This window comes from Nocardioides sp. NBC_00850 (assembly GCF_045207335.1).
In the GTDB taxonomy this organism is placed as follows: domain Bacteria; phylum Actinomycetota; class Actinomycetes; order Propionibacteriales; family Nocardioidaceae; genus Nocardioides.
Map to the genome: position 1 here is coordinate 3042855 of NZ_CP108845.1, position 23049 is coordinate 3065903.

At 70.2% G+C, this 23049-nt stretch carries 20 protein-coding genes; 9 read left to right on the forward strand and 11 right to left on the reverse strand.

The window, feature by feature from the left end:
- Nucleotides 1-136 precede the first annotated feature (136 nt).
- Nucleotides 137-4006, reverse strand: a complete 3870-nt coding sequence (locus tag OH802_RS14780; RefSeq protein ID WP_406029164.1) for a S8 family serine peptidase — start codon at nt 4004-4006, stop codon at nt 137-139.
- A 124-nt stretch (nt 4007-4130) separates the two neighbouring features.
- Here OH802_RS14780 and OH802_RS14785 point away from each other — a divergent pair, with 124 nt between their 5' ends.
- Both OH802_RS14785 and OH802_RS14790 read left to right on the forward strand, forming a co-directional pair.
- The gene (locus OH802_RS14785; RefSeq protein WP_406029166.1) at nt 4131-7007 is read left to right on the forward strand and encodes an ATP-binding protein; all 2877 of its coding nucleotides are present in this window, start codon (nt 4131-4133) and stop codon (nt 7005-7007) included.
- Entirely contained in the window at nt 7004-7258 is a 255-nt protein-coding gene (locus OH802_RS14790; protein ID WP_355021614.1) for a hypothetical protein, read from the forward strand. Before OH802_RS14785 ends, OH802_RS14790 begins: the two co-directional genes overlap by 4 nt.
- Before the next feature lie 25 nt (nt 7259-7283).
- On the opposite strand, the gene OH802_RS14795 is transcribed toward OH802_RS14790, so the two are convergent.
- Together OH802_RS14795 and OH802_RS14800 are read right to left on the reverse strand one after the other, a co-directional pair.
- Nucleotides 7284-8261 (reverse strand): serine protease, encoded by a 978-nt coding sequence (locus tag OH802_RS14795; RefSeq protein WP_406029169.1) that lies wholly within the window; start codon nt 8259-8261, stop codon nt 7284-7286.
- Nucleotides 8262-8386: 125 nt separating this feature from the next.
- Nucleotides 8387-8566: a VOC family protein gene (locus OH802_RS14800; RefSeq protein WP_406029171.1), complete on the reverse strand. Its 180-nt coding sequence runs from the start codon at nt 8564-8566 to the stop codon at nt 8387-8389.
- On the opposite strand from OH802_RS14800, the gene OH802_RS14805 reads away from it, so the two are divergent.
- A complete protein-coding gene (locus OH802_RS14805) occupies nt 8565-8750 on the forward strand; it encodes a hypothetical protein (protein WP_406029173.1) in 186 nt (61 codons plus the stop codon). The genes OH802_RS14800 and OH802_RS14805 overlap by 2 nt on opposite strands.
- 54 nt (nt 8751-8804) lie before the next feature.
- The gene (locus OH802_RS14810; RefSeq protein ID WP_406029175.1) at nt 8805-8978 is read left to right on the forward strand and encodes a CsbD family protein; all 174 of its coding nucleotides are present in this window, start codon (nt 8805-8807) and stop codon (nt 8976-8978) included.
- Between the two features lie 13 nt (nt 8979-8991).
- Here OH802_RS14810 and OH802_RS14815 read toward each other — a convergent pair whose 3' ends face one another.
- Genes OH802_RS14815 through OH802_RS14825 form a run of 3 tightly spaced genes read right to left on the reverse strand, consistent with a single transcriptional unit; the run spans nt 8992 to nt 12809 of the window.
- A complete protein-coding gene (locus OH802_RS14815) occupies nt 8992-10056 on the reverse strand; it encodes a lysylphosphatidylglycerol synthase domain-containing protein (protein ID WP_406029177.1) in 1065 nt (354 codons plus the stop codon).
- An 18-nt stretch (nt 10057-10074) separates the two neighbouring features.
- A complete protein-coding gene (locus OH802_RS14820) occupies nt 10075-11325 on the reverse strand; it encodes an arginine deiminase (protein WP_406029179.1) in 1251 nt (416 codons plus the stop codon).
- Between the two features lie 29 nt (nt 11326-11354).
- Entirely contained in the window at nt 11355-12809 is a 1455-nt protein-coding gene (locus OH802_RS14825) for a basic amino acid/polyamine antiporter (RefSeq protein WP_406029181.1), read from the reverse strand.
- A 107-nt stretch (nt 12810-12916) separates the two neighbouring features.
- Between OH802_RS14825 and OH802_RS14830 the strand changes: the two genes are divergently transcribed.
- Together OH802_RS14830 and OH802_RS14835 are read left to right on the forward strand one after the other, a co-directional pair.
- Complete coding sequence (locus OH802_RS14830) at nt 12917-13471, forward strand: LURP-one-related/scramblase family protein (RefSeq protein WP_406029183.1); 555 nt, start codon at nt 12917-12919, stop codon at nt 13469-13471.
- A gap of 68 nt (nt 13472-13539) precedes the next feature.
- On the forward strand, nt 13540-15219 hold the full coding sequence (locus tag OH802_RS14835) for an alpha/beta hydrolase (protein ID WP_406029185.1): 1680 nt from the start codon (nt 13540-13542) through the stop codon (nt 15217-15219).
- A gap of 38 nt (nt 15220-15257) precedes the next feature.
- On the opposite strand, the gene OH802_RS14840 is transcribed toward OH802_RS14835, so the two are convergent.
- From OH802_RS14840 to OH802_RS14855, 4 genes are all read right to left on the reverse strand, one after another.
- Nucleotides 15258-16109, reverse strand: a complete 852-nt coding sequence (locus OH802_RS14840; RefSeq protein ID WP_406029187.1) for a S1C family serine protease — start codon at nt 16107-16109, stop codon at nt 15258-15260.
- A 240-nt stretch (nt 16110-16349) separates the two neighbouring features.
- Entirely contained in the window at nt 16350-17351 is a 1002-nt protein-coding gene (locus OH802_RS14845; protein ID WP_406029189.1) for a VWA domain-containing protein, read from the reverse strand.
- A 16-nt stretch (nt 17352-17367) separates the two neighbouring features.
- The gene (locus OH802_RS14850) at nt 17368-18321 is read right to left on the reverse strand and encodes a DUF58 domain-containing protein (protein ID WP_406029191.1); all 954 of its coding nucleotides are present in this window, start codon (nt 18319-18321) and stop codon (nt 17368-17370) included.
- The gene (locus OH802_RS14855; protein WP_406029193.1) at nt 18318-19385 is read right to left on the reverse strand and encodes an AAA family ATPase; all 1068 of its coding nucleotides are present in this window, start codon (nt 19383-19385) and stop codon (nt 18318-18320) included. Before OH802_RS14855 ends, OH802_RS14850 begins: the two co-directional genes overlap by 4 nt.
- Nucleotides 19386-19567: 182 nt before the next feature.
- On the opposite strand from OH802_RS14855, the gene OH802_RS14860 reads away from it, so the two are divergent.
- The 3 genes from OH802_RS14860 to OH802_RS14870 all read left to right on the forward strand — a co-directional run bounded on the left by OH802_RS14860 (nt 19568) and on the right by OH802_RS14870 (nt 21841).
- Nucleotides 19568-20284, forward strand: coding sequence for a response regulator transcription factor (locus OH802_RS14860; protein ID WP_406029195.1), 717 nt, complete (start codon nt 19568-19570; stop codon nt 20282-20284).
- Nucleotides 20281-21531, forward strand: coding sequence for a sensor histidine kinase (locus tag OH802_RS14865; protein WP_406029197.1), 1251 nt, complete (start codon nt 20281-20283; stop codon nt 21529-21531). The genes OH802_RS14860 and OH802_RS14865 overlap by 4 nt, the downstream gene beginning before the upstream one ends.
- A 67-nt stretch (nt 21532-21598) precedes the next feature.
- The gene (locus OH802_RS14870; RefSeq protein WP_406029199.1) at nt 21599-21841 is read left to right on the forward strand and encodes a hypothetical protein; all 243 of its coding nucleotides are present in this window, start codon (nt 21599-21601) and stop codon (nt 21839-21841) included.
- A gap of 24 nt (nt 21842-21865) precedes the next feature.
- Here the strand turns inward: OH802_RS14870 and OH802_RS14875 are convergent, their stop codons facing one another.
- Entirely contained in the window at nt 21866-23029 is a 1164-nt protein-coding gene (locus OH802_RS14875; protein WP_406029201.1) for an acyl-CoA dehydrogenase family protein, read from the reverse strand.
- Nucleotides 23030-23049 lie beyond the last annotated feature (20 nt).

The window sequence follows — 23049 nt, forward strand, 5'->3', positions numbered from 1 at the left end:
GCTCCTGGGCGCGAGCCGCCGGGTGGTCACGGCATGGCAACACCCGGACCGGCCTCGAACCGGATTGGGGACGGAAACGGGCCGGCCGCCGGACGATCGAGATCGTCCGGCGGCCGGCTGTCGTCGCTCCGAGGACCTACTCGAACGGGTCGAAGTAGGCGACCGTGGCAGCGTCGAGGTTGCTGTCGAGGCCGGCGGGGTCGAACGAGGCGGTGCTCACCCCGGTGACGTACACGCGTCGCTTGCCGTCGGGCCCGCGGTCGATCGCCACGCCGTTCGCGCCGTCCGGTGCGGCGGTCGCGTCGTAGCTCGCCGACCACACCTTCTCGCCGTCGGTCATGTCATAGGCGATGGTGGTGTAGTCGTTCTTCGTCTCCGAGTCCGTCGTCTCGCCGGTGACGACCGCGTGGGTGCCGTCCTCGGAGATCGTCACGTCCCAGGGGACGTCGGTTCCGTGGGCAGTGCCGTCGTGGTGCGCCGCCCAGACCTCGTCGCCGGTCGTGACGTCGTACGCGACGGTGGCGTAGTCCATGTCGGTGGTGCCCTCGACGTTGCCGGTCACGAGGACGGTGCTCCCATCGGGGGAGACCGCGGTGGCCTGGGGTGTGTCGGTGCCGGCCCCGCCGTTATCCGCCGACCATCGCTCCTCGCCGGTGGCGAGGTCGTAGGCAACCGTGCTCCAGTCACCCTGGCGGTCCGTGTTGCTGACCACGCCGGACACGATCACGGTGTCCCCGGCGATCTGGACCTGGCCGGAGATGTCGATCTGCCCCTCGGATCCGTTGCGTAGGACGTCCCACAGCTGGTCGCCGGTCGCCGCGTCGTAGGCCACGGTGCCCCAGTCGGTGAGACCGGTGCCCTCGCCCCGGCTCTGACCGGTGACGACGATCGTGCTCCCGTCCTCGCTGACCGCGATGGCGCGGGCGTCGTCGGTGCCCTGCACCGGGTCGTCGTACCGAGAGGTCCACAGCTGCTCGCCGGTGGCGGCGTCATAGGCGACCGTGGCGTAGTCCAGCTGTGCCTCGCTCACGGTCTGGTAACCGGTGACGTAGATCCGCTTGCCGTCGGGGCTGACCACCAGATCGTTGACCGTGTCCCCGGCCTGGCCGGGGCCGTCGAGCCGGGTGTTCCACTTCTCGGTGCCGGTGGCGCCGTCGTAGGCGATGGTGACGAAGTCTCCGCCGCTCGTCCCTGCCACGTAGACCGTGTCGCCGTCAGGGCTCATCCCGAAGCCGCCCGGCTCGTCCGACCCACCGTTCGAGCCGTCCCACTGGACCTCCCAGAGCGGGTCACCGGACTCGGGGTCGTAGGCCGCGGTGAGGAAGTCGGTCACCAGGGTGCCCGGCACCGGCGGGGAGCTCAGGCCGCTCATGTAGAGCCGCGTCCCGTCGGGGTGCAGGAGCAGGTCGCTTCCGACGTCGGCGGAGGTGCCGAAAGCACCACGCGCACCGTCGTACCGGGTGGCCCAGTCCTCCTCGCCCGGGCGCTTGGCGCGCAGCACGATGGGGGAGCGGACCGTGTGTGACCCGTCGGTCCAGGACAGCTGGCCGCCGAGATAGCGGAACAGAGCGGCGTCCTCGAGGGTGAAGGTCGCGGTGAAGGTCGCGCTCTCGCCCGGCTCGATCGTGAGCGTGCTCGGCTCGATCGCGACATCGACACCTTCGAGCCCGGTCACCGATGCCTTGTAGGTCGCCTTCTTGCGGCCCACGTTGGTCACCGTGCGGGTCACGGTCTCGGCCTCGTCGAGCAGCCCGATCCCGATGGACGGCGTGTTCAGGTCGCTCGGGTCGAGGGAGCGGCCGGAGGCCTCGAGGTCGTCACAGGTGCTGTCGAGTACGCCGCTGGTGGATCCGCAGAGGAAGGCCATCCAGTCGTTCGTGCCGCTGTCGTAGACGAGGCCGGGGTCGGCGGCGGAGTTGGGCTGAACGTGTCCCGCGCCCTGCTTGAAGATCACCTTGGGGTCCGTGGCCGCACCGTCGCGTACGTCGGATCCGGTGGTCATCAGCGCGGACTTGATCGCCATCGGTGACCAGGAGGGGTGCAGGTCCTGCAGCAGTGCCGCCAGACCGGCGACGTGTGGTGCGGACATGGAGGTGCCGCTCATCAGGTTGAAGTCCATGCCGCCCTGTCCCGGGGGAGCGACCGCGGCCAGGATGTCCTGACCGGGCGCGATCACGTCCGGCTTGAGGAGGTCGCCGTTGCCCGCCACGAGCGGGCCGCGGGAGGAGAACTCAGCGGTGTAGGGCGCGTCTCCGCCACGCTGGATGGTGGCGGCCTCGATCGTCGCGGTGGCGCCCGATGTGGCGGCGTACGCGTTCACCGCACTCCACTCGGTGTCTGCCAGGTGCACGGTGGGGACCGAGTGGAAGTCGGAGTTGAGCGAGTTCTCGTAGGCGTTGACGAAGATCATTCCGACCCCGCCTGCCTCGGCGACCGCGCGGCTGGAGTTGACGCGCGCGATGTCACCGCCGCGCTGGCACAGGACGATCTTGCCGGCCACCTTGGCCGGGTCGAGCGCCGGCTTGCCGTTGTTGTCGCTGGCCGGATAGCAGCGCGAGCCCGCGCCGATCGACACTCCCGGCAGCCGGGCCGCGGCGCCGGCGACGAGAGGGGCCGGACCGACACTCTTGGTGGCGACCGAGGCACCGGTGTGGCGGCTGCCGTCGCCCAGCGTGACCGCTCCGGTGGTGGTGCGGTCGTGGGTGCCCGCGGCGACGGTGGTCAGCCACGGTCCCGGGTGCGCGACGGTGGACTCCGTCGGACCGGAGTTGCCGGCCGAGGCCGACACGAAGATCCCGGCCGCGGCCGCGTTGAGGAACGCGACCTCGGTCGGCTCGAGGAAGTCGGTGCTGGAACCGGAGACGGAGTAGTTGATGACGTCCACGCCATCAGCCACGGCCTGGTCGATGGCGGCGACCATGTCGGAGGTGTAGCCGTTCGCGGTGCTGCCGTCCTCGGCGGACCACAGGGCCTTGTACGACGCGATCCGCGCCCGGGGTGCGATGCCGGTGATCTCACCGAACGATGCCGCGGGGCCGGTGACGTCGACACCGTGGTTGCCGCCGGAGGTAGAGGCGGTGTGGGTGCCGTGACCGTTGTAGTCGCGCGGCGAGCTGAACTCCCAGGGAAGCTCTTCGTCGATGCCCGCGTCGCCTCCCCAGCCCTCGTTGAAGTAGCGAGCCGTGACCAGCTTGCTGTTGCACAGGTTGGCGTCCCAGGAGTCGTCGCCGACGGTCTCGGCCGATGCGCAGGTGCCTCGGAAGCCCCTCGGCTTGCCGATGTAGACCTTCTTGCCCGCCTTGTTGCGGTCCGAGAAGCTCTTCGACTCCGGCCAGATCCCGCTGTCGATCACGCCGATGACGACGTCCTCGCCCGCGCCACGCGAGTGCTTGCCACCTTCGGGCCCGCCGAGCTCGTCCCAGAGGCCGTTCCGGGCGTCGAGACCGAGGAAGCTGGCCGTCGAGGACGTGTCGGCCTCGACCTTGGTGTCCTCGTGGACGGCCACGACGTCGGGCTGCGCGGCGAGCTTGGCGGCCTGGGCCCCGGTGAGCTCGGCGGTGAAGCCGTCGAAGGAGTAGACGTACTGCTGGGTCGGCTCGCCGCCCTTGACCTTGGCCAGGGCGGACCGGTGCCGCCCGCGCAGGTGGTCGGCGTAGTCGACCGACGCGCTCGAGTCCGGGTCGACCTTGGCGCCCTTGCCAGGTCGCGTCGCCGAGAGGCCCTTGACGTCGCCGTCGTAGGTGGCGACCGGGTCGAGCGCCATCTGGACGATGTACGTCCCACGCTTGTCGGCCTTCGCCTTGGCCGCGGCGATGTCGGCCGCCTTCGTGACCTCGACACCGCCGGCGCCGCGGCTGAGCGCGCCGCTCGCGGGGCCGGGGCTGTCGGCGGTCTCGGCTGGCTCGTCGGCTCTCGCATCCGGCGCCATCGTCGTGACGAGGACCGTCGCGGCGGCCATCGCCAGCGAGCGACGGGCCCACCGTCGGATCGGGGGTTTGCGCTGCATCATCTGCTCCTCGCGTCCTGCTTCCACGGCACGTGAAAGGGGTTTGACGGAGGCTATGGTCGGAAACGGTACGGACACATCCGTGACCTACACTGATGATTGCTTAGATCAGTGGGGAGGACGCTTGACGAGCACTCCCAGATCCCCGGTCCTGGTCGGCCGAGACACCGAGTTGGCCCAGGTGAGGGCGGCAGTCGCGGCGTCGCCGTCCATCGTCGTCATCGAGGGAGAGGCCGGGATCGGCAAGAGCCGCCTCGTCCAGGAGCTCGTCGCCTCCGATGCCGGCGACGCGGTGTTCCTCCTCGGGCACTGCCAGCACCTCCTGGACCCCTTTCCGCTGGGGCCTGTGGTCGACGCTCTGCGCGGTCATGCCGACAGGATCGAGACGGCGCGGCTGAGCCCGGTCGTCGGGAGCCTGGGCGCCCTGATCCCAGAGATCGCCGACCGCCTCCCGGCTCCACCGGAGCCGCTGACCGACCAGCACGAGGCGAGGCACCGGATCTTCCGGGCGGCGACGGAGCTGCTCGGACATCTGTCCCCGGACGTGCTCGTCCTCGAGGACCTGCACTGGGCCGATCGCGTCACCTTCGACTTCCTCGCGTTCCTCGCCGCGCATCAGCCGCCGGGCCTGTCGATCGTCGTCACCACCCGCCCTGGAGCAGGAGGCCTGCCGGTCGGTGAGGCGTTCGCGCGGGCGGTGTCGGGACCAGCGCGCACCGTGACCCTCCGCGAGCTGGGGCCGGCATCGGTCGGCGAGCTCGCGCGGTCGATCCTCGATGCGGACGTGCCCGACGAGACCGCCGAGGCGCTCTTCGAAGTGACCGGTGGCGTCCCGTTCGTCGTCGAGGAGGTGCTCCGCACCATGCTCGAGCGACAGCCCGCCGCCGAGATCCCGAGGCATCCCGACGCGATCGCCGCGCTGTCGGTCTCGACCGCTCTGCGCGATGTCGTACGTGAGCGGCTGGCTGCCCTCGACGCCCTGGCCGTCGAGGTGCTCGGCGCCGCTGCGGTAGCGGATCTCACGGTCGACCCCGGCCTGGTCGCCGAGGTCACCGGTCACAGCATGCGCAAGGTCGCGCGTGCCCTCGATGCGGCGTACGCCATCGGCCTGCTCCACGACCACGAGGGACAGATCAGGTTCCGCCACGTCCTCGCCCAGCAGGTGATCTACGGCGAGGTACCGTCGCCGACGCGTCGCTGGCTGCACCTGCGCATCGCACAGATCCTGGAGGAGTCCGACGGCGCTTCCCAGTCGGCGAGGATCGCTCATCACTACCAGCTGGCCGGTCGTCCGGCCGAGTTCGTACGTCATGCGGAGGCCGCCGCAGACGAGGCGATCGAGCGGGGAAATGATGCCGTCGCCGCAGATCTCCTCCGCCAGGCGACGGCAGACATGGCGAGCCTGGCGCCCGACGTCCGGGTGCGCTTGGCGACGAAGCTCGGCCGAGCCGCGGTCGACGGCCTTGCTCACGCGGACGCGATGCCGATACTGGCCAGACTGCTCGATGAGGGCGGCCTTCCGGCGCTCGCCCGAGGCGAGCTCGGGTTCGCGTTGGGCAGGCTTCAGCGGCAGCAGGGACACGCGCGCGAAGGCTTCCGCACGATCGAGCGCGCCATCGTCGACCTCGACGGACGCCCCGATCTCCTGGCGCGGGCCCTCGCCGTCCTGGCGGTGCCCGAGACCGTGGTCGACGTCTCGATCGCCACCCATCTCAAGCGCTGTGAGCAGGCCGAAGCGGCGGCCGAGCGGGCGGGAGCGGCCGACGTCGGCTTGTCGGTGCGGATCACCCGCGGGTCCCTGCTCCTGGAGCAGGGACGACCGGAGGCCTGGGATCTGATCGACGCCGTACGCCGCGACGGCGTGCTGCTCGCCCACCCACGTGAACACGCGCGCGCCGCGGTGAACTGGGCCCAAGGGGCTCTCCACGGCGGTCACCTGCGCCGCGCCGACGAGCTCCTCGCCGAGGGCCGCGCCGTCGCGGAGGCGGCCGGGTTCGAGCGCGTCGCGGAGGTCTACGTCCTCGTCGGCGCGATGGCCGACTACGAGAACGGTCGCTGGGACGGTCTGGCCGAACGCGTGCGGGACCTCGCCGTGCCTGGGCTCGGCTTCGGAGCAGCCTCGCTGGACGCGCGTCTGCTGCACGGACTCGTACTGGCCGCGACCGCGACCGGGACCGACGCGCGCGAGCAGCTGGCCGGTGTGATCGCCGACTGCGAGCGGGTCGGTTCGGTGTGGCCGCTCGTTCCCGCCCAAGCCGCATTGTCCCGGCTTCTGCTCGCCACCGGTGACGCCCACGGCGGCCTCGCCCAGGCGCGGGCCGCGGTCGACCAGGCCGTTCGCAAGGGTCTGTACGTATGGGCAGCCGCCCCCATGCTCTGTCTGGTCGATGCTGCCGTTGCGATCGGGACGGTGGCCGAGGTCCGTGCCGAGGTGGCTGACCTGACCGACCACCTCGCCGATGTCGATGCACCGGCCGCGATCGCGGCTGTGCGGATCTGCGAGGCGCTGGTCGCGCAAGCCGACGGTGACGCGTCGGCCGTCGAGCGGCTGCTGGCATCCGCGCGCCACACGGCGGCGGCAGCGGGACTCGTCTACGTCGCTGCACAGGTCGAGGAGCGGCTCGGCGACTGGCGATGTGCGCACGGGACAGACACCGGCCCGGCGCTCCTCGAGGGCGCACTGCGCACCTACGGCGGACTCGACGCCCGGCGCGACATCGCCCGGGTCACCCAGCTCATGCGCCGCCACGGAGTGGCCGTTCCCTACCCCTGGCGAGGCGGACGCCGGGCGCTCGGCACGGATCTTTCCGACCGGGAGCAGGAGATTGCGCTGCTGGCCGCCGACGGGCGGACGAACCGTGAGATCGCCGCCGAGCTGTTCCTCTCGCCACGCACCGTCGAGACGCATATGTCGCACGCGCTGCGCAAGCTCGGCCTCCGCTCGCGCGAGGAGCTACGGCGAGACAGTGGCGTGGTCGCCCGGCGTAGCCTGGGAGCATGAGCGCGGACGACGACCTGTACGCCGAGATCCCATCCCTCGATGAGCGGTCACGGCGGGCGCTGACGGTTGCCGAGAAGTGGATCGGGGAGGGCATCGCGGGTGTCGCGATCGGTGCGGCCGAGGATGGGGGACCGGCGGTGGTGGTCTATGCCCTCGACCCGGCCTCGGCCGCGGTGCGGTCCTTGCCGCAGGAGTGCGAGGGGCTGCCGGTGCGGGTGGAGACCGGAGACGCCTTCAGATCCGAGGGCTGACGGCATCTCCGGGCTCTTCAGCCGATCACGGCCAGACACGCACCTGAAGGGCGAGCTGGACCAGCGCGATCGGGTTGAGGATCGTCGCCACGCTCGATCCCGCGAAGAGCAGCCCGACCGGGTTGTTCTCCAGGTCGAGCACCATCGAGCCGGAGTCGCCGCCGGCTGACATGTTGGTGGTGATGATCTGGTTGCAGAACTTCGCGACCTTGCCGCCGCCGTAGTTGACGTTCACCGTCGCCGCGATGGCGGTGACCCGGCCGGTGGTGAAGTTCGTGGTGCGGCCGGTCTTCTTGAGGAGCATCCCGACGGTTGCGGCCTTGGCGGCCGTTGCCGGGTAGCCGTTCCAGTAGACGTCGCGGTCGATCACGTGGAACGGCACCTCGGCGACCGCGGCGTCCACCGAGTTGCAGGTGCCGTCGAACCTGATCGGCACGAACCGGGCCAGCCGGCCGATCACGTCCGCCGGTGCCGTTCCACCGTCGAACGGGCCGGGCTGCAGGATCGGGTCGCCGATACTGGCGTCGTTGGAGTTCGCGAGCACGTGGTTGTTGCTCAGGATGTAGTAGCGCGGCGGGATCCCCGGAAAGGAGCGCAGGTCGTACGCGCCCGCGCCGATCGTCCCTGCGGTGATCTTGTAGTGCCCGACGCTGAAGCCCGGTCGAGCCGGACGGATCCGGGTCGCCAGCGTCTGGGCGTCGACCTCCTGGGTCTCCATGAGCTGCTGGCTTCCGCCGGCGAACAGATGCCCGACCTCGATGACGTCGGTCGGCTTGCCGTCGACCGTGTCCGGGATGGTGTCCGCGCTGCTGACCAGCTCGGTCGGCATCTTCTGGCTGACCAGCACCATCACGCTCGGCGTATCTGTCTGCTCGCCGTTCGTGATCTTGAGGCCGACCCCGACGCCGACCACGTTCTCCCTGCCGAGCAAATCGTCCTCGGCCGATGCCATCGAGTCGGCCACGGCCGAGAGCTCGTCCGGCACCGCGTCTGACTGTGCCATGAACAGATCTTCGTTGTTCATGATCATTCCCCCTGTGGGCTCCAGGTTCCGGACCTTCCAGAACGACAGCCGAAGCCTCACTATCGAGGAGCGGTAGCGGCAGGCTCTGATACGCGGGGCGGTATTCAGTGTGTGGTGGCGACGCAGAACTCGTTGCCCTCGACGTCGCGCAGCACCGTCCACTGGATGTCGAACTCGTCGTGCTCCTCGACGACAGTGGCGCCGAGCTCCCCTGGGGGAGAGGCAACCGCCATCGCCCAGGAGAGCTCGATCGCGGATACCTCCGGGGGTAGGCTCGAGAACATGGCTGCCCTCACCGGCGTCACCGGAACGGTCGTCACCATCCGGTCGCGACCGGTGATCCTGCTGCGTGGACGGTTCGACCCCGTCGCCTCGACCGCGTCGATCACCGACGCCGCCGAGATCTGCACCCGCGACCTGGCCGCGGCGTTCCCCGACCACAGCAGTCCAAACGTGCGCGTGCGCTGACCGCGCCCCTGAACCCCTCACCATCCATCACGACACAACCGAAGGAGACCGACGATGAGCATGATCAACAAGGCCAAGAACGCCGCCAAGGAGGCCCTCGGCAAGGCCAAGGTGGTTGCTGGGAAGACGACGAACAACCACTCCCTCAAGGCCGAGGGGAAGAGGGATCAGGCCAAGGCCTCGGCCAAGAACACCGTCGAGGACGTCAAGGACAAGTTCAAGAAGTAGCAGTCTCTCCACCTCACCCGGGACGTGTGGGGGCACCCGGGGAGGCATCGGCCGTCGCGACCTCGCGCCGCCAGGCCGCGACGGCGACGGCGCCGAGCAGCACCGGCAGACCCACGGTGAACACCCGCCACACGATCAGGCCGGCGACGGCCGCCGCCTCGACCTCGTGGCCACCGGCTTCGACCAGGGCAGCGAGGATGAGGGCGTCGACGATGCCGATCCCCCAGAGGGGGAACACGGTGAACGGGAAGGCGAACAGGTAGGCGATCGCGATCCAGACGAGGCTCACCTCGTCCGCCGTGACCCCGACGAAGCGCAGGCACAGAATCAGCGCCGCGAGGTCGACGACCATCATGCCGACCTGAGAGAGCACCGCCAGGGGGAACCCGCTGTGGAACCGCTCGGCAATGTCGGCACGGAAGCTCTGGCAGGCGTCGGCCCAACGATCGGGGTCGACCGACTTCCGGAACCGGCGGACGATGAGTCCGGTGCGGGTTCCGACGGTGCGCGCGAGCCGGTCGCTGCGTACGACCATGAGAACGGTCACGAGGATGGTGGCCGCGACCGCGATGCTGAGCAGCTCGAGCCACCGGAACGACGGGGCCTCGCCGACGGTCAGCAACAGGATGAATCCGAAGAGCGGGGCCGAGAACCGCGCGATGTAGAACGTCAGCGAGTTCATCACCGTGCCGGCGAGGCCTTTGGCGGGGCTGACTCCCCACGACTTGAACATCGCGACCCGTAGCGCGATGTCGCTCGGCGGTGGCGCGATGAGCGACATCAGCGTCGCGCCGAGGTCGTTGATGGTGGCCCGGTAGAACGTCACCCCGCGGATGAAGAACCTCAGCGGCATCGCCAGCAGGATCTGACGAGCCAGCACGACGGCGAGCAGCACGATGGCATGCCACCAGCTGAGGTGCGTCAGCGCGTCCCGGGCCGCCTCCCAGTCGACCCGCCCGACCAGGCGCACGACGGTGACGGTGCTGAGCGCCGCCACCACCAGCAGGACGATGCGCGTGATCCAGGCGCGACGTCCGGGGCGGGCGTCGCTTACGTCGGGGCCCTCCGGTGTGCTCACTTCGCGGCCGCGTAGGTCTCAGAACTCCACGGGATCACGGCTGATCGGGCAGGTCATACAGTGTCCGCCACCCCGGCCGCGGCCGAGCTCGGCGCCCACGATGGTGATGACCTCGACCCCCGCCTTGCGCAGCAGCGTGTTGGTGAGGGTGTTGCGGTCGTAGGTGAAGACCACGCCGGGCTCGAGCGCGACCGCGTTGTTGCCGCTGTCCCACTGCTGTCGCTCGGACTGGTAGACGTCCCCGCCGGTGTCGATCACCCGGATCTCGGGCAGTCCGAGGGCCTGCGCCACGACGTCGACGAAGGCCGCGTCGCCGTGGTCGATCACCTCGACCCCGGGCGACTTGTCGGAGGGCACCAGGGTGAAGGTGTGTACAGCGTCCATGATCGTCGGATAGAGCGTGACGATGTCGCGATCGACGAACGTGAACACGGTGTCGAGGTGCATGGCGGCCCGCAGCTTCGGCATCCCGGCGACGATGACCTTCTCCGCGGCTCCCTGCTCGAAGAGGGCCTTGGCGACCTGGGTGATCGCCTGGCGAGAGGTTCGCTCGCTCATGCCGACGAGCACCACTCCGTTGCCGACCGGCATCACGTCGCCGCCCTCGAAGCTGGCCTGACCCCAGTCCTTCTCGGGGTCGCCCCACCACACGGTCGAGCCGACGTAGTCGGGATGGTGCTGGTAGATGGCCTTGTAGAGGAGTGTCTCGTCCTTGCGGGCCGGCCAGTAGAGCGGGTTCATGGTCAGTCCGCCGTACAGCCAGCAGGTCGTGTCCCGGGTGTAGAGCGTGTTCGGCAGCGGTGGCATCAGATACTCCCGGGCACCGGTCGACTCCCGGGCGAGGCCGACGTAGTCGGAGCGGAAGTCGCCGGGCAGGTCGTTGGTCGCGAGACCGCCGATGAGGAACTCCGCCAGCTGCCGGTCCGAGACCGACTCGAGGTAGGTGCGGGTGTCGTCGACCAGCCCGAGACCGACCTGGTTCGGCACGATCTTGCGGTCGAGGATCCAGTCCTTGGCGCCGGCGACCGCGAGCGTCTGCGCCAGCAGGTCGTGCAGCTCGACGACCTCGACACCACGTTGGGTCAGCTTGTTCACGAAGTCGGCGTGGTCGCGTTGGGCGTTCTCGACCCACATCACGTCGTCGAAGAGCAGTTCGTCGTTGTTGCTGGGAGTGAGCCGGCGGTGGGCCAGGCCGGGTGCGCAGACGAGCACCTTCCTGAGCCTGCCGACCTCGGAGTGGACGCCGTACGCGGGCTCCTGCTCGGACATGGAGATGCCTTTCTGTTGGGGACGGGAGGTCAGAGGGAGATCCGGCCGGACCACAGGCCGAAGACGCCGAGCGCCGCTCCGATGAGGATCGCGCCGAACAGTGCGATCTCGGTGGGACTGAAGATCCGCCGGCCACGTTCGCTGCGGGCCTTGATGTACAGCAGCGACGCCGGCGCGAGGATCAGCGTCATCAGCAGCACGAACTTCAGCCCAGCGGCGTCGAAGAGGAAGATCGTGTACGCCGTAGCGATGCCGGCCACGATCGTCTCCTTGCGACGTACGCCGGCCGGCACCCCCTCGTACGCCTCGCCGGTCAGGCCGAGCTTGAGTGCGTACGCGGCGGCGAGGAGATAGGGCAGGATCGCCAGACTCGTGGCGAGATCGAGCATGAAGTTGAGCGCGTCGTTGACGAACAGGGTGAGGGCGAGGAGCGCCTGGACGCCCAGCGACGTCACCACGAGCGCGGTGATCGGGGTGCCGTTCCGGTTCTCCTGACCCAGGAAGGCGGGCATGTCGTCGGAGCGGGCCGGGACGTACATGACCTCCGCAGCCATCAGCGTCCAGGCGAGGTAGGCACCCAGGACCGACACGATCACCGCGACGCTGATGAACACCTCGCCCCAGTCGCCGACCACCGACTCGAAGACCCCGACCATCGACGGCTGCCGGGTGGCGGCCAGCTCCGGCTGCGGGACGACGGAGTAGCTGGAGAGGGTGACCAGCGCGAAGATCGACAGCACGCTGAGGAAGCCCAGCACCGTCGCCTTCCCGACGTCCTCGCGCTTCTTGGCGTAGCGGGAGTAGACGCTGGCCCCTTCGATGCCGATGAAGACGAAGGTGGTGATCAGCATCGTGTTGCGGATCTGCTCGTCGAGGCTGCCGAGATCGCCGTAACCGGTGGCTACCCAGTTGTCGGCGAAGACACCGGCGTCGAAGGAGATGAAGAGCACCACGATGAACACCAGGATCGGCAGCACCTTGAAGATCGTGACGATCCGGTTGATCACCGCGGCGTCCCGGACGCCGCGCGCGATCAGATAGTGGAAGAGCCACACGCCCACGGTCGAGAGCGCGACCGCGAGCACGGTGTCGCCGTCGCCGAACCCGTCGAAGAACGCGCCGATGGTGGCGCCGATGAAGACCCAGTAGAAGGTGTTGCCGGCCACAGAGCTGGCCCAGAAGCCGATCGCGGAGTTGAAGCCCGCGTAGTCGCCGAACCCGGCCTTGGCGTAGATGAAGACCCCGGAGTCGAGCTCGGGCTTGCGGATAGCGAGGCTCTGGAAGACGAACGCCAGCATGAGCATCCCGGCTCCCGCTATCGCCCAGGCGATCAGCGAGCCGAGGATGCCGGTGGCGACCCCGAACCGGGCCGGCAGCGAGAAGACGCCGGCGCCGACCATCCCGCCCACGACCATCGCGGTCAGGGTGGGGAAACTCATCTTCGCGGCAGCGGGGGCCTCGGTGGTGGCAGAGTCAGAACTCATGCCCTTGATCTGATGTCCGATCCGATCCGTCCACCTCACCCGGAACGTGTGATCCGCCCCGCTTCGCCTGCGACGACGCTGGGATGGTCCTGTGAAGGGAGACAACGATGGGCTTTCGAGACCGACGCGAGAAGCGCCAAGAGGAACGTGAGGCCTTCGGGCGCGGCGGGAGCGCCCACCGCTTCCAGATGCGCCAGAAGATGATTTCGATCGGCGACGACTACTGGATCGAGAACGAGGACGGCGACCGCGTCTTCCACGTCGACGGCAAGGCGTTGCGGCTGCGCGACACGTTCGATCTCGAGGACGCCAACGGCAACAAGATCTGCCGCATCCAGACCAGGGTCCTGCACATCCGGGACTCGATGGCGATCGAGGACGCCGACGGCGAACAGCTCGCCCTCGTGCACAAGGCCCTCATCTCACCGCTGCGCGAACGCTGGAAGGTCGACCGCAAGCAGGGGGAGGACTGGACGGTCCAGGGCAACATCGTCGACCACGAGTACGACGTCGAAGCCGACGGCCGCAAGATCGCCGAAGTGTCCAAGAAGTGGTTCCGCGTCCGGGACACCTACGGCGTCGAGGTCGCACCAGGCGAGGATCCTGCGCTCATCCTGGCCGTGACCGTCGCGGTGGATGCGATGGTCCACCCTGCGAAGTGACGGGGTCCGTCCAGGTTTCGCCGAGGAAAGGGAGTCGGCGCCCGCCGTCCGTCGCTAGGGTCGTGGTGATGAGCGACATCTGGCGCACTCGGGTCGCCCGCGCGGTCAGCATGCTGCGAGGGCAGCTGCGAGCGCCGTTCGCGGCGACGGCCGGCACCGTGGTGCTTCTCTGGGCGTCGCTGACCCCGTCACTGATGCCGCGGACGGCGCTCTTCCAGGCGCTGCTCACCGCGCTGTGCATGCTGGCGGGGTACGGCGCTGGCGCATTGGCCGGATGGCTGGTCCGCAGCTGCGGTGGCCGGCTGGCCGGCCGGGCGCGGGTGGTCGCGTGGCGGGTTCTCGCCGTCGTCGCCGGCGTCGGCACGCTGATCGTGCTGGGGCTGTCGTTGAGGTGGGAGAACGAGGTACGCGACCTGGTCGGGGCCGACCGGGTGGGCGTCTGGCACCTGGTGCTCGCCGTGCTGATCACCGCGGTGCTGTTCGCGCTGCTGCTGGGGCTGTCGCGGGGGATCAGGGCGCTGGGCCGCTCGATCGGCCGGTTCGTCGGCCGCTTCCTTCCCGCTGCCGCGTCCACTGTGATCGGTGGCCTGATCGCTGCCGTCCTGATCTATGAGCTGGCCATCGGAGTCGGCGGCAACCGGCTGCTGGGAGCACTCGACGCGAGCTTTGCCACGATCAACGAGGAGTTCACCACCGGCGTACCCGAGCCCACGACGCCCGAGCTCACCGCCGGCCCGGCCTCGTCCCAGGCATGGGAGGACCTGGGCCGCCAGGGACGGGTCTTCATCGCGAGCGCGCCCACCGCCGCGGACATCGGCGAGTTCACCCAGGAGCCTGCCGAACAGCCGGTGCGTGCCTACATCGGAGCTGGCGACGAAGGCGTCCACATCCGCAACGAGGCGCAGGCCGCGGTGGCCGAGCTCGACGCGCTGGGCGGGTTCGACCGGGCGGTGATCAACGTGGTGACCGGCACCGGCAGAGGCTGGATCAACGAGAACCAGGCCCAGGCGCTGGAGTTCATGTGGGGTGGCGACACAGCGACGGTCAGCCTGCAGTACTCCTACCTGCCGAGCTGGATGTCCTTCGTCCTGGACCGGCAGCGTGCGCAGGACGCGGGCCTTGCGCTCTTCGACGCCGTCTACGGACGCTGGCTGGAGATCCCCGAGGCCGAACGTCCACTTCTCGTGGTGAGCGGCGAGAGCCTGGGCAGCTTCGGCGGCGAGGCCGCCTTCAGCGGAGCCCAGGATCTCGCCACCCGCACCGATGGCGCCCTGTTCGTGGGCCCGACCGCCGACAACCGGCTCTGGAACCGGTTCACCGAGGAACGCGATCCGGGAACCCCTCAGGTGCTGCCGATCGTGGACGACGGCGAGGTCGTACGCTTCGCCGACCGACCCGAGCAGTGGGGGCTGCCCGGCGCCTGGGAGGGCACCCGGATCGGGTATCTCCAGCACGCGAACGACCCGATCACCTGGTGGTCGCCGTCGCTGGCGCTGGAGCGCCCTGACTGGCTGGAGGAGGAGCGCGGCCGCGGCGTCTCCCCGAACGTACGCTGGATCCCCGGGGTGACGATGTTGCAGCTGGGTGTCGACCAGTTCTCCGCCAACTCCGTGCCCAGCGGGCAGGGCCACCAGTTCGGCACCGCACCGGTGTACGCCTGGGCGGCGATCCTGCCGCCTCCGGGATGGACCGATCAACGCACCGACGAGCTCGCCGCGGTGATCGGCGACCGGGCGTGGCTGAGCTGACCGACTGCCCGGTCGGGTGAGCCATCCCGCCGTCGCGCTCAGCCCTGACTGATCAGGGCCTGGGCGACGGTGCGTACGCGGTCGATGGGGACGGCGAAGCCGATGCCGATGTTGCCGCTGGGGCCGCCGAGGGTGGCGATGGAGGTGTTGATCCCGACGACGCGGCCCTGAAGGTCGACCAGGGGACCGCCGGAGTTGCCGGGGTTGATGGCGGCGTCGGTCTGGATCATCTCGGGCCTCGATCCGGAGGAGCGGTGGGGTGAGCTGACGATGCCGGAGGTCACCGTGCCGTTGAGGCCGAGCGGCGAGCCGACGGCGATCACGGGCTGTCCGATCCGGAGGTTGCCGCTCTGACCGATGGTGGCGGCGCGTACGGCATTGGGGTTGGTGGCGATCACCGCGATGTCGTTGCGCTCGTCGCTGCCGATGACGCGGCCCGAGGTGGTGCTGCCGTCGGACAGCACCAGGCTCACCGAGTCGGAGCCCTGGACGACGTGGGCGTTGGTGACCACGTGGCCGACGCCGTCGATGGCGACTCCGGAGCCGGTGCCGCGGCCCGCGCGGACCTGCACCACGCTGGGCAGGATGCGCTGGGCGGCGGCCTCGGTGGCGTTGGTCGGCGCCCCTCCCTGCGGGTCTGGGGCCGGTGCGGCGATGGTGCCTGCGCCGGGCTCGCCGTCGGGGGCGACGAGGGTGATCGCGCCGCTGGTCGCCGCGCCCGCGACAACGGCCGCCGCGAGGGTGAGCGTGACGGTGCGGGTACGTCGCGGCCGCTTGGCCAGCGCGGCGGGCGGCTCCGGGTGAGCACCGGCCGGCCGGCCCTGTGGCGGGGTCGCGTCGGGGGAGCGTGGTGGGGCGACCAGCCGCACCCTGCCGTAGCGGTCACGCACCACACGTCGTGCCGGAGGGGGCGCCGACAGGGGGGTCGGGCTCGGCGCGGCCGGTGGTGCCGGCGGGGGTGCGACTGGTCGGATCGGGGGTGGTGGTGGCGGGGGCTGGAGCGGACGGAGGGCGCGGGCGGGCGGCGCCGACATGGTCCACTGCTGGGGTCCGGTGGGCCGACCGAGGCCGGGCCCGGGTGATGCGGTGTCGTTCACGAGAGTGCCTTCCTGTCCTGGATTTCGAGGTGGCTAGATGAGCCGGGCGAACCAGCGCAGGGAGAGCGCGGCAGCAGCGAAGGCGAGGACCATGGCGCCGATGACGACCCAGACGGTGATCTCGCGGTGTTCGACGTGGTAGCCGACGAGGGTGCCGATGTCGTCGTAGACCTCGCGGAGCTCGTCGGCGCTGGAGGCGCGGTAGAACTGGCCGCCGGTGGTGTCGGCCAGCTCGCGCAGCGTGTCTTCGCGGACCTCGACCGACTGTCCGCCGGGTAGGGCGGCGCTGGAGCCCTCGGTGCCGTAGGCGATCGTCGAGACCGGCAGTCCCGCCTCACGGGCGGCCTCGGCCGCGGCCACCGGGTTGCGACCGGCGGAGTTGCCGCCGTCGGAGAGGAGTACGAGGTGGGCCGGCGAGCCTTCCTCGTCGGTGTCGTCCGTGGAGCCGTCGGGCGAGGGTGAGGCGGACGGGCCGCCCGCGGCGGCTTCGTCCAGGATCTGCCGCAGGTCGTTGATCGAGGAGTAGACGGCCTCACCGATGGCGGTGCCGCCATCGGGCGGGCCGAGACCCTCGATGCTGCGGGCGACCAGGGCGTGGTCGGTGGTCGGGCTGGAGACGACGCGGGCACCGCTCGAGAAGCTGACGAGCCCGACGTTGTAGCGCGGTGGCAGCTGGTCGATGAAGTCGACGGCGGCTGCCTTGGCGGCCTCGAGGCGGTTGGGTGACATGTCCTCGGCAGTCATCGAGGCGGAGGTGTCGATGGCGACCAGGATCGTGGCGCGTTCGTACGGCACCTGCGCCCGGACCTGGGGCTGGGTGGTGGCGACCGCCAGCAGGGCCAAGGCGCCGACGACCAGCCCGGCGGCGAGGTGGCGGCGCCAGCGTGGACGGTGGGGGACGAGGCGCTCGAGCATGGGCGCGGTGGCGAACCGGAGGGCGTACTTGATCCGGCGGCGCTGCATCACCAGGTAGCCGATGGCGAGCAGGGCGATCGGGATCAGCGCGAGCAGGAACAGGGGCTGGGTGAGTCTCATCGTGGGCTCCTTCCGGTCAGTGGGTGGCCGTGGCCGCGCGTGAGCGGGCCGGTCGAGGATGCCGTGCCCGGCGGCGCAGCAGGCGGATGAGCAGGCGTGCCCAGTCGTCGTCGGTGGAGACCCTGAGGTGGTCCGCACCCGCGGTCCGGACGGCCTCCGCGTTGTGCTCGCGCAGCGACCTCATCGCCTCGGCGTACGCCGCCCGCAGCCGCGGGTCGGAGGTGTCGGCCTCGTGCTGACGGCCGGTCTCCGGGTCGAGGATCGTGACGTGGCCGACCGCGGGCAGGTCGAGCTCGCGAGGGTCCACGATCTCGACGACGATCACGTCGTGGCGTGCGGTGAGCCGCCGCAGCGCGGGCTCCCAGTCGAAGGGCCGCTCCCAGGTCCCGCCCGCGGGCAGCAGGTCGGACACGATCACCCGCAGCCCGGGGATCCGGGCGCGCCGGCCGAGCTCGACCAGCGCTGTCGCGAAGGTGACTCCGTTGGTCGCCGCGCCGCCGCTACGCGGCGAAGGTGGCTCCGAGGTCAGCAGCCGGCGGGCGACCCGGCGACCCGTGGTGGGCGGGCGCCAACGTACGCCGCCGGCATCGAGGATCCCGAGCCCGACCCGGTTGCCGGGGCCGTCGGCCACGATGCCGATCGCGGAGACGGTCGCCTCGGCGACCTCCACCTTCTCGGCGAGCGCGGTCCCGAAGGCCATGCTGGGCGTGCGGTCGACCAGGACCCAGGTCTCGAGCTCGTGCTCGGCCTGGGTGAGCCAGACGTGCGGGTCGCCGAGGCGGGCGGTGGCGTTCCAGTCGATGCGGCGTACGTCGTGGCCGGGGGAGTAGGGGACCAGCTCCTCGGCGTCGCTGCCCGGCCCGAGCCGCAGTCCTGCCGTCTCGCCCTGGAGCAGCCCGCTCACCCGGCGCTGGACGGTCAGGTCCAGCCTCCGGAAGGCGCCGTCGGGCGAACGCCGTGCCGGGTTCACGAGGCCAGCTCCGCATCGGGCGTCGGCTCGGCGGTCTCGGAGTCGTCGTCGCTCGGCGTCGCCCGCGGTTGCGGGACGACGGCGAGGACGGCGTCCACGACAGCGCGGGGGTCGACCCCGTCGGCCTCGGCGTCGAAGGTGAGTACCAGCCGGTGGGCCAGGATGTCGCCGGCCAGGTCGGCGACATCGCCGGGCAGCACGTAGTCGCGCCCGCGCAGCAGAGCCAGGGCACGACCTGCGGTGATGAGGCCCAGGCTGCCGCGGGCGCTGACGCCGTAGGCCAGCAGGCCCTCGAGGTGGCGGAGCCCGTAGGCATGCGGCGTACGCGTCGCCATGACGAGCTTGACGGCATACTGCGCGACGGTGTGATGGACGAAGACCTGGTCCGCGCGTGACTGCAGGTGCCGCAGCGCGGTGGCGTCGAGGATCTGCTCGGCACGCGGCGGATGCGTGCCCATCCGCTGGATGATGGTCATCTCCTCGAGCTCGTCGACGTGGCCGACGTCGACCTTGAGCAGGAAGCGGTCGCGCTGGGCCTCGGGCAGCCGGTAGACGCCGTCGTTCTCGATCGGGTTCTGGGTGGCGAGGACGAGGAACGGGTCGGGCAGACGGTGGCTGGTGCCCCCGATGCTGACCTGGCGTTCCGCCATCGCCTCCAGCAGCGCCGACTGCACCTTGGCCGGGGCCCGGTTGATCTCGTCGGCGAGGACGAGGTTGGCGAAGACCGGTCCCAGCTCGGTGTCGAACTGCTCCGCCGACGGGCGCCAGACCCGGGTGCCGACGATGTCGGAGGGCATCAGATCCGGGGTGAACTGGAGCCGGGCGAACGAGCCGCCGACGACGTCGGCGAGGGTGCGTACGGCCAGGGTCTTGGCGACGCCCGGCACACCCTCGAGCAGCACGTGGCCGCGGGCGAGCAGCCCGACCAGCATCCGCTCGATCATCAGGTCCTGGCCCACGACGACGCGCTTGACCTCGAACAGCACCCGCTCGAGGACGGCAGTGGTCCCGATGTCGGACCGGATCGGCTCGGTGATCGGCTGGTTCTGCTCTGTCTCCCACATGGGGGACCTCCCTGGCTGGCTGTGTCCTGGATGGGTCTGCTGAGCACCGATCACATCGAAGAAGGGCGAAAACCAGCGGAAACGGCACCGAAAGTGATCCGAAAGAGCTGGGCGGAACCGATACAGAGCGATTACGTCCTACGCATGGGCGCCGGCCCGGCCACGCGCTACCGTTCTTGAGCGTGAGGGTCTTGATCGTCGAGGACCAGGCGGGCCTGGTCAGCGCCCTGCGGGTCGCGCTGCAGCGGGAGGGGTACGCCGTCGACGGGGCCGGATCGGTGACCGACGCGTTGGAGAAGCTCGGCGTGAACGCCTACGACCTCGTCGTCCTGGACATCAACCTGCCCGACGGCAGCGGCTTCGAGGTCGCCGCGGCGCTGCGTACGGGGGATCTGGAGATCCCCGGCGAGGAGGCACCGCGGATCCTGATGCTCACCGCCCGCAACCGTCTCGACGACCGGGTCCGTGGCCTCGACGTGGGCGCTGACGACTACCTGACCAAGCCGTTCGAGCTGGCCGAGCTGACCGCGCGGCTGCGTGCGCTGCTGCGCCGGCCGAGCAGCGATGGCTCCGCTGTGCTGACGCACGGGCCGATCCGGCTCGACACCGCCCGGCAGCTGGCCCGGCGCGGTGACCGGGAGCTCGGGCTGACGCTCAAGGAGTTCTCGGTCCTGCGCTATCTGATGACCCGGCCCGCCTACATCGTCTCGGCCGAGGAGCTCCTCGAGCACGTGTGGGACGAGAACGCCGACCCGTTCACCCAGACCGTGCGGGTCACCGTCGGCACCCTGCGGCGCAAGCTCACCGTCGGCGAGGAGGCTCCGGCGCTCGAGACCGTCGTCGGCCGCGGCTACCGGCTCCGTGACCTGCCCGAGCTGGACCAGGGCGCGACCGCATGAGCGAGGGTCCGGGTCGGCTGGTGCCTCGGTGGCTTCGTACCGTGCGGGTGCGGCTGACCCTGACGTACTCCTCGCTCCTGTTCGGGGTGACCGCGCTGCTGCTCGCCGGGGTCTATCTCGCGCTCTCCAGCAGCATCAGCGCCGCGCCGCTGGACCCGGTGACGGTCAAGAAGTTCGAGACCGAGGACGGCCACATCGTCTACAAGCCTGGCCAGGAGTTCCAGGCCGCGGACTTCGCCGATGTCCAGGAGGCGGTCAACTACGCCTCGCTCCAGACGTTGCGCAACTACTCGATCATCGCGCTGATCGTGATGTTCGTCCTCAGCCTTGCCATCGGCTGGTGGGTGGCCGGGCGCGCGCTGCGCCCGGTCGGCGCGATCACCCGCACCGCCCAGGAGATCAACGCCTCCGACCTCACCCGGCGCATCGGCGCGACCGGACCGCACGACGAGCTGCGTACGCTCGCGGACACCATCGACTCCATGCTCGCCCGCCTCGACCGGGCGTTCTCCGACCAGCGCCGGTTCGTCGAGGACGTCTCCCACGAGCTGCGCAACCCGGTCTCCCTCATCCACACCAACGTCGAGGCCGTCCTCGCCAACGACCGCTCCACGATCCCCGAACGGCGCGAGGCCAGTCTCGTCGTGCTCCAGGCGACCCGCCGGATGCGCCGCCTCCTCGAGGACCTGCTGGCCATCGCCCGCAGCCGCTCGGAGGCCTTCGCCGACCGTCAGGTCGACCTGGCCGGCGCGGTCACCGCGGCGGTTAGGGAGTACCGGCTGCCGGCGGAGGCACGCGGCCTCAGCGTGGTCGAGCGCAGCCATGGTGGGCCGGTCGTCGTCGGCGACCCAGACGCGCTGCAGCGCGTCATGGCCAACCTGCTGTCCAACGCGGTCAGACTCGCCCCGGCCGGCTCCACCCTCACGGTCGGCATGGGCAGCCGCGACGGCTGGGCCTGGGCCGCGGTCGCCGACGAGGGACCGGGGATCGACGAGGCGAACCAGGAACGCGTCTTCGACCGGTTCTACCGGGGGAACGGTACGTCCGGCGACGACGCGGTCGCCGACGGATCGGGCCTCGGTCTCTCCATCGCCCGCCAGATCGCCGAGAGCCACGAGGGCCGGCTCGTGCTGGTCAGCCACGGCACAGCCGGGAGCACCTTCGTGCTCTGGCTCCCCGACCACGCCATGAACCGTTCGGCCGGGCGCACCGACGCGCCACCCGAGGGTGACCCGCTGCTCGGCTGAGCGGCAGGGGTGCCCTGACAGTGCCTCCCACCGGGCGGCGTACGGACCTACCGTTTGAGGAGTGAGCATGAGAACAGCATCGACGTGGTCTGGCGTACGAGCTCTCGCCCCCGTGGTTCTGCTCGGAGCCGTCACCAGCGCCTGCATGAACGTCAGCGTCCAGGTGGACCCGGCACCGACGCCGCCCACCAAGCCGACGACCTACTACGGCACTGTCGAGAAGGTCGAGACGGTCGAGGAAGCCCGCTGGTCGACGACGTACGCCGACGACCGGACGTACGAGACGTGGGACGACTGCTGGGCGAGCTGAATCGGGCTCACCGCCAGCTGCCGGCTACCGCTTCCCGAGCAGCTGGCGTGCCATCACGAGGCGCTGGATCTGGTTGGTGCCTTCGTAGATCTGGGTGATCTTGGCGTCGCGCATCATGCGTTCGAGGGGGAAGTCCTGGGTGTAGCCGGCGCCGCCGAGGAGCTGGACGGCGTCGACGGTGATCTCCATGGCGGTGTCGCTGGCGAAGCACTTGGCGGCTGCTCCGAAGAAGGGCAGGTCGCCGGCGTGTCGTTGGGACTTGGCGGCGGCGATGTAGACGAGCTGGCGGGCGGCCTCGAGCTTCATGGCCATGTCGGCGAGCATGAACTGGATCCCCTGGAAGTCGGCGATGTGCTTGCCGAACTGCTGGCGCTCCTTCACGTAGGACAGCGCGTGGTCGAGGGCGCCCTGGGCGATGCCGACGGCCTGGGCGGCGATGGTGATGCGGGTGTGGTCCAGGGTGCGGAGGGCGAGCTGGAGGCCGGTGCCGGGTTCGCCGATGATGCGGTCGCCGGGCAGGTAGACGGCGTCGAAGATCAGCTCGCAGGTGGGGGAGCCCTTGATGCCGAGCTTCTTCTCGGGTGCGCCGATGGTGAACCCCTCGTCGCTCTTCTCCACGACGAAGGCACTCACGTTGGATCCTCGCCGGCCGTCGGGATCGGTGACGGCGAGGACGGTGTAGTAGTCGGAGATGCCGGCGTTGCTGATCCACGACTTCTGGCCGCTCAGCACCCAGTGGTCGCCGTCGAGGATGGCGCGGGTCTTCATGGAGGCGGTGTCGGAGCCGGCCTCGCGCTCGGAGAGGGCGTACGAGAACGTCGAGGTGCCGGCGGCGAGCGGCGGGAGATAGCGCTGGTTGAGGCTCTCGGAGCCGGCGAGGATGAGCGGGAGGCTGCCGAGCTTGTTGACCGCGGGGATCAGGGAGGAGGAGGCGCACACGCGGGCGATCTCCTCGATGATGATGCAGGTCGCCAGGGCATCGGCGCCCTCGCCGCCGTACTCCTCGGGCACGTGCGCCGCCTGGAGGCCGGAGGCGACGAGCGCGTCGTAGGCCTCGGTCGGGAATCTGGCGGCGGCGTCGACCTCTGCGGCGTACGGAGCGATCTTGTTCACCGCGATCGCGCGCACGGCCTCGCGCAGGTCGAGGTGGTGGTCGGCGAGCTCGAGGTAGGGAAAGTCGTCGGTCATGGTGCCTCCTGGGTCCAGTC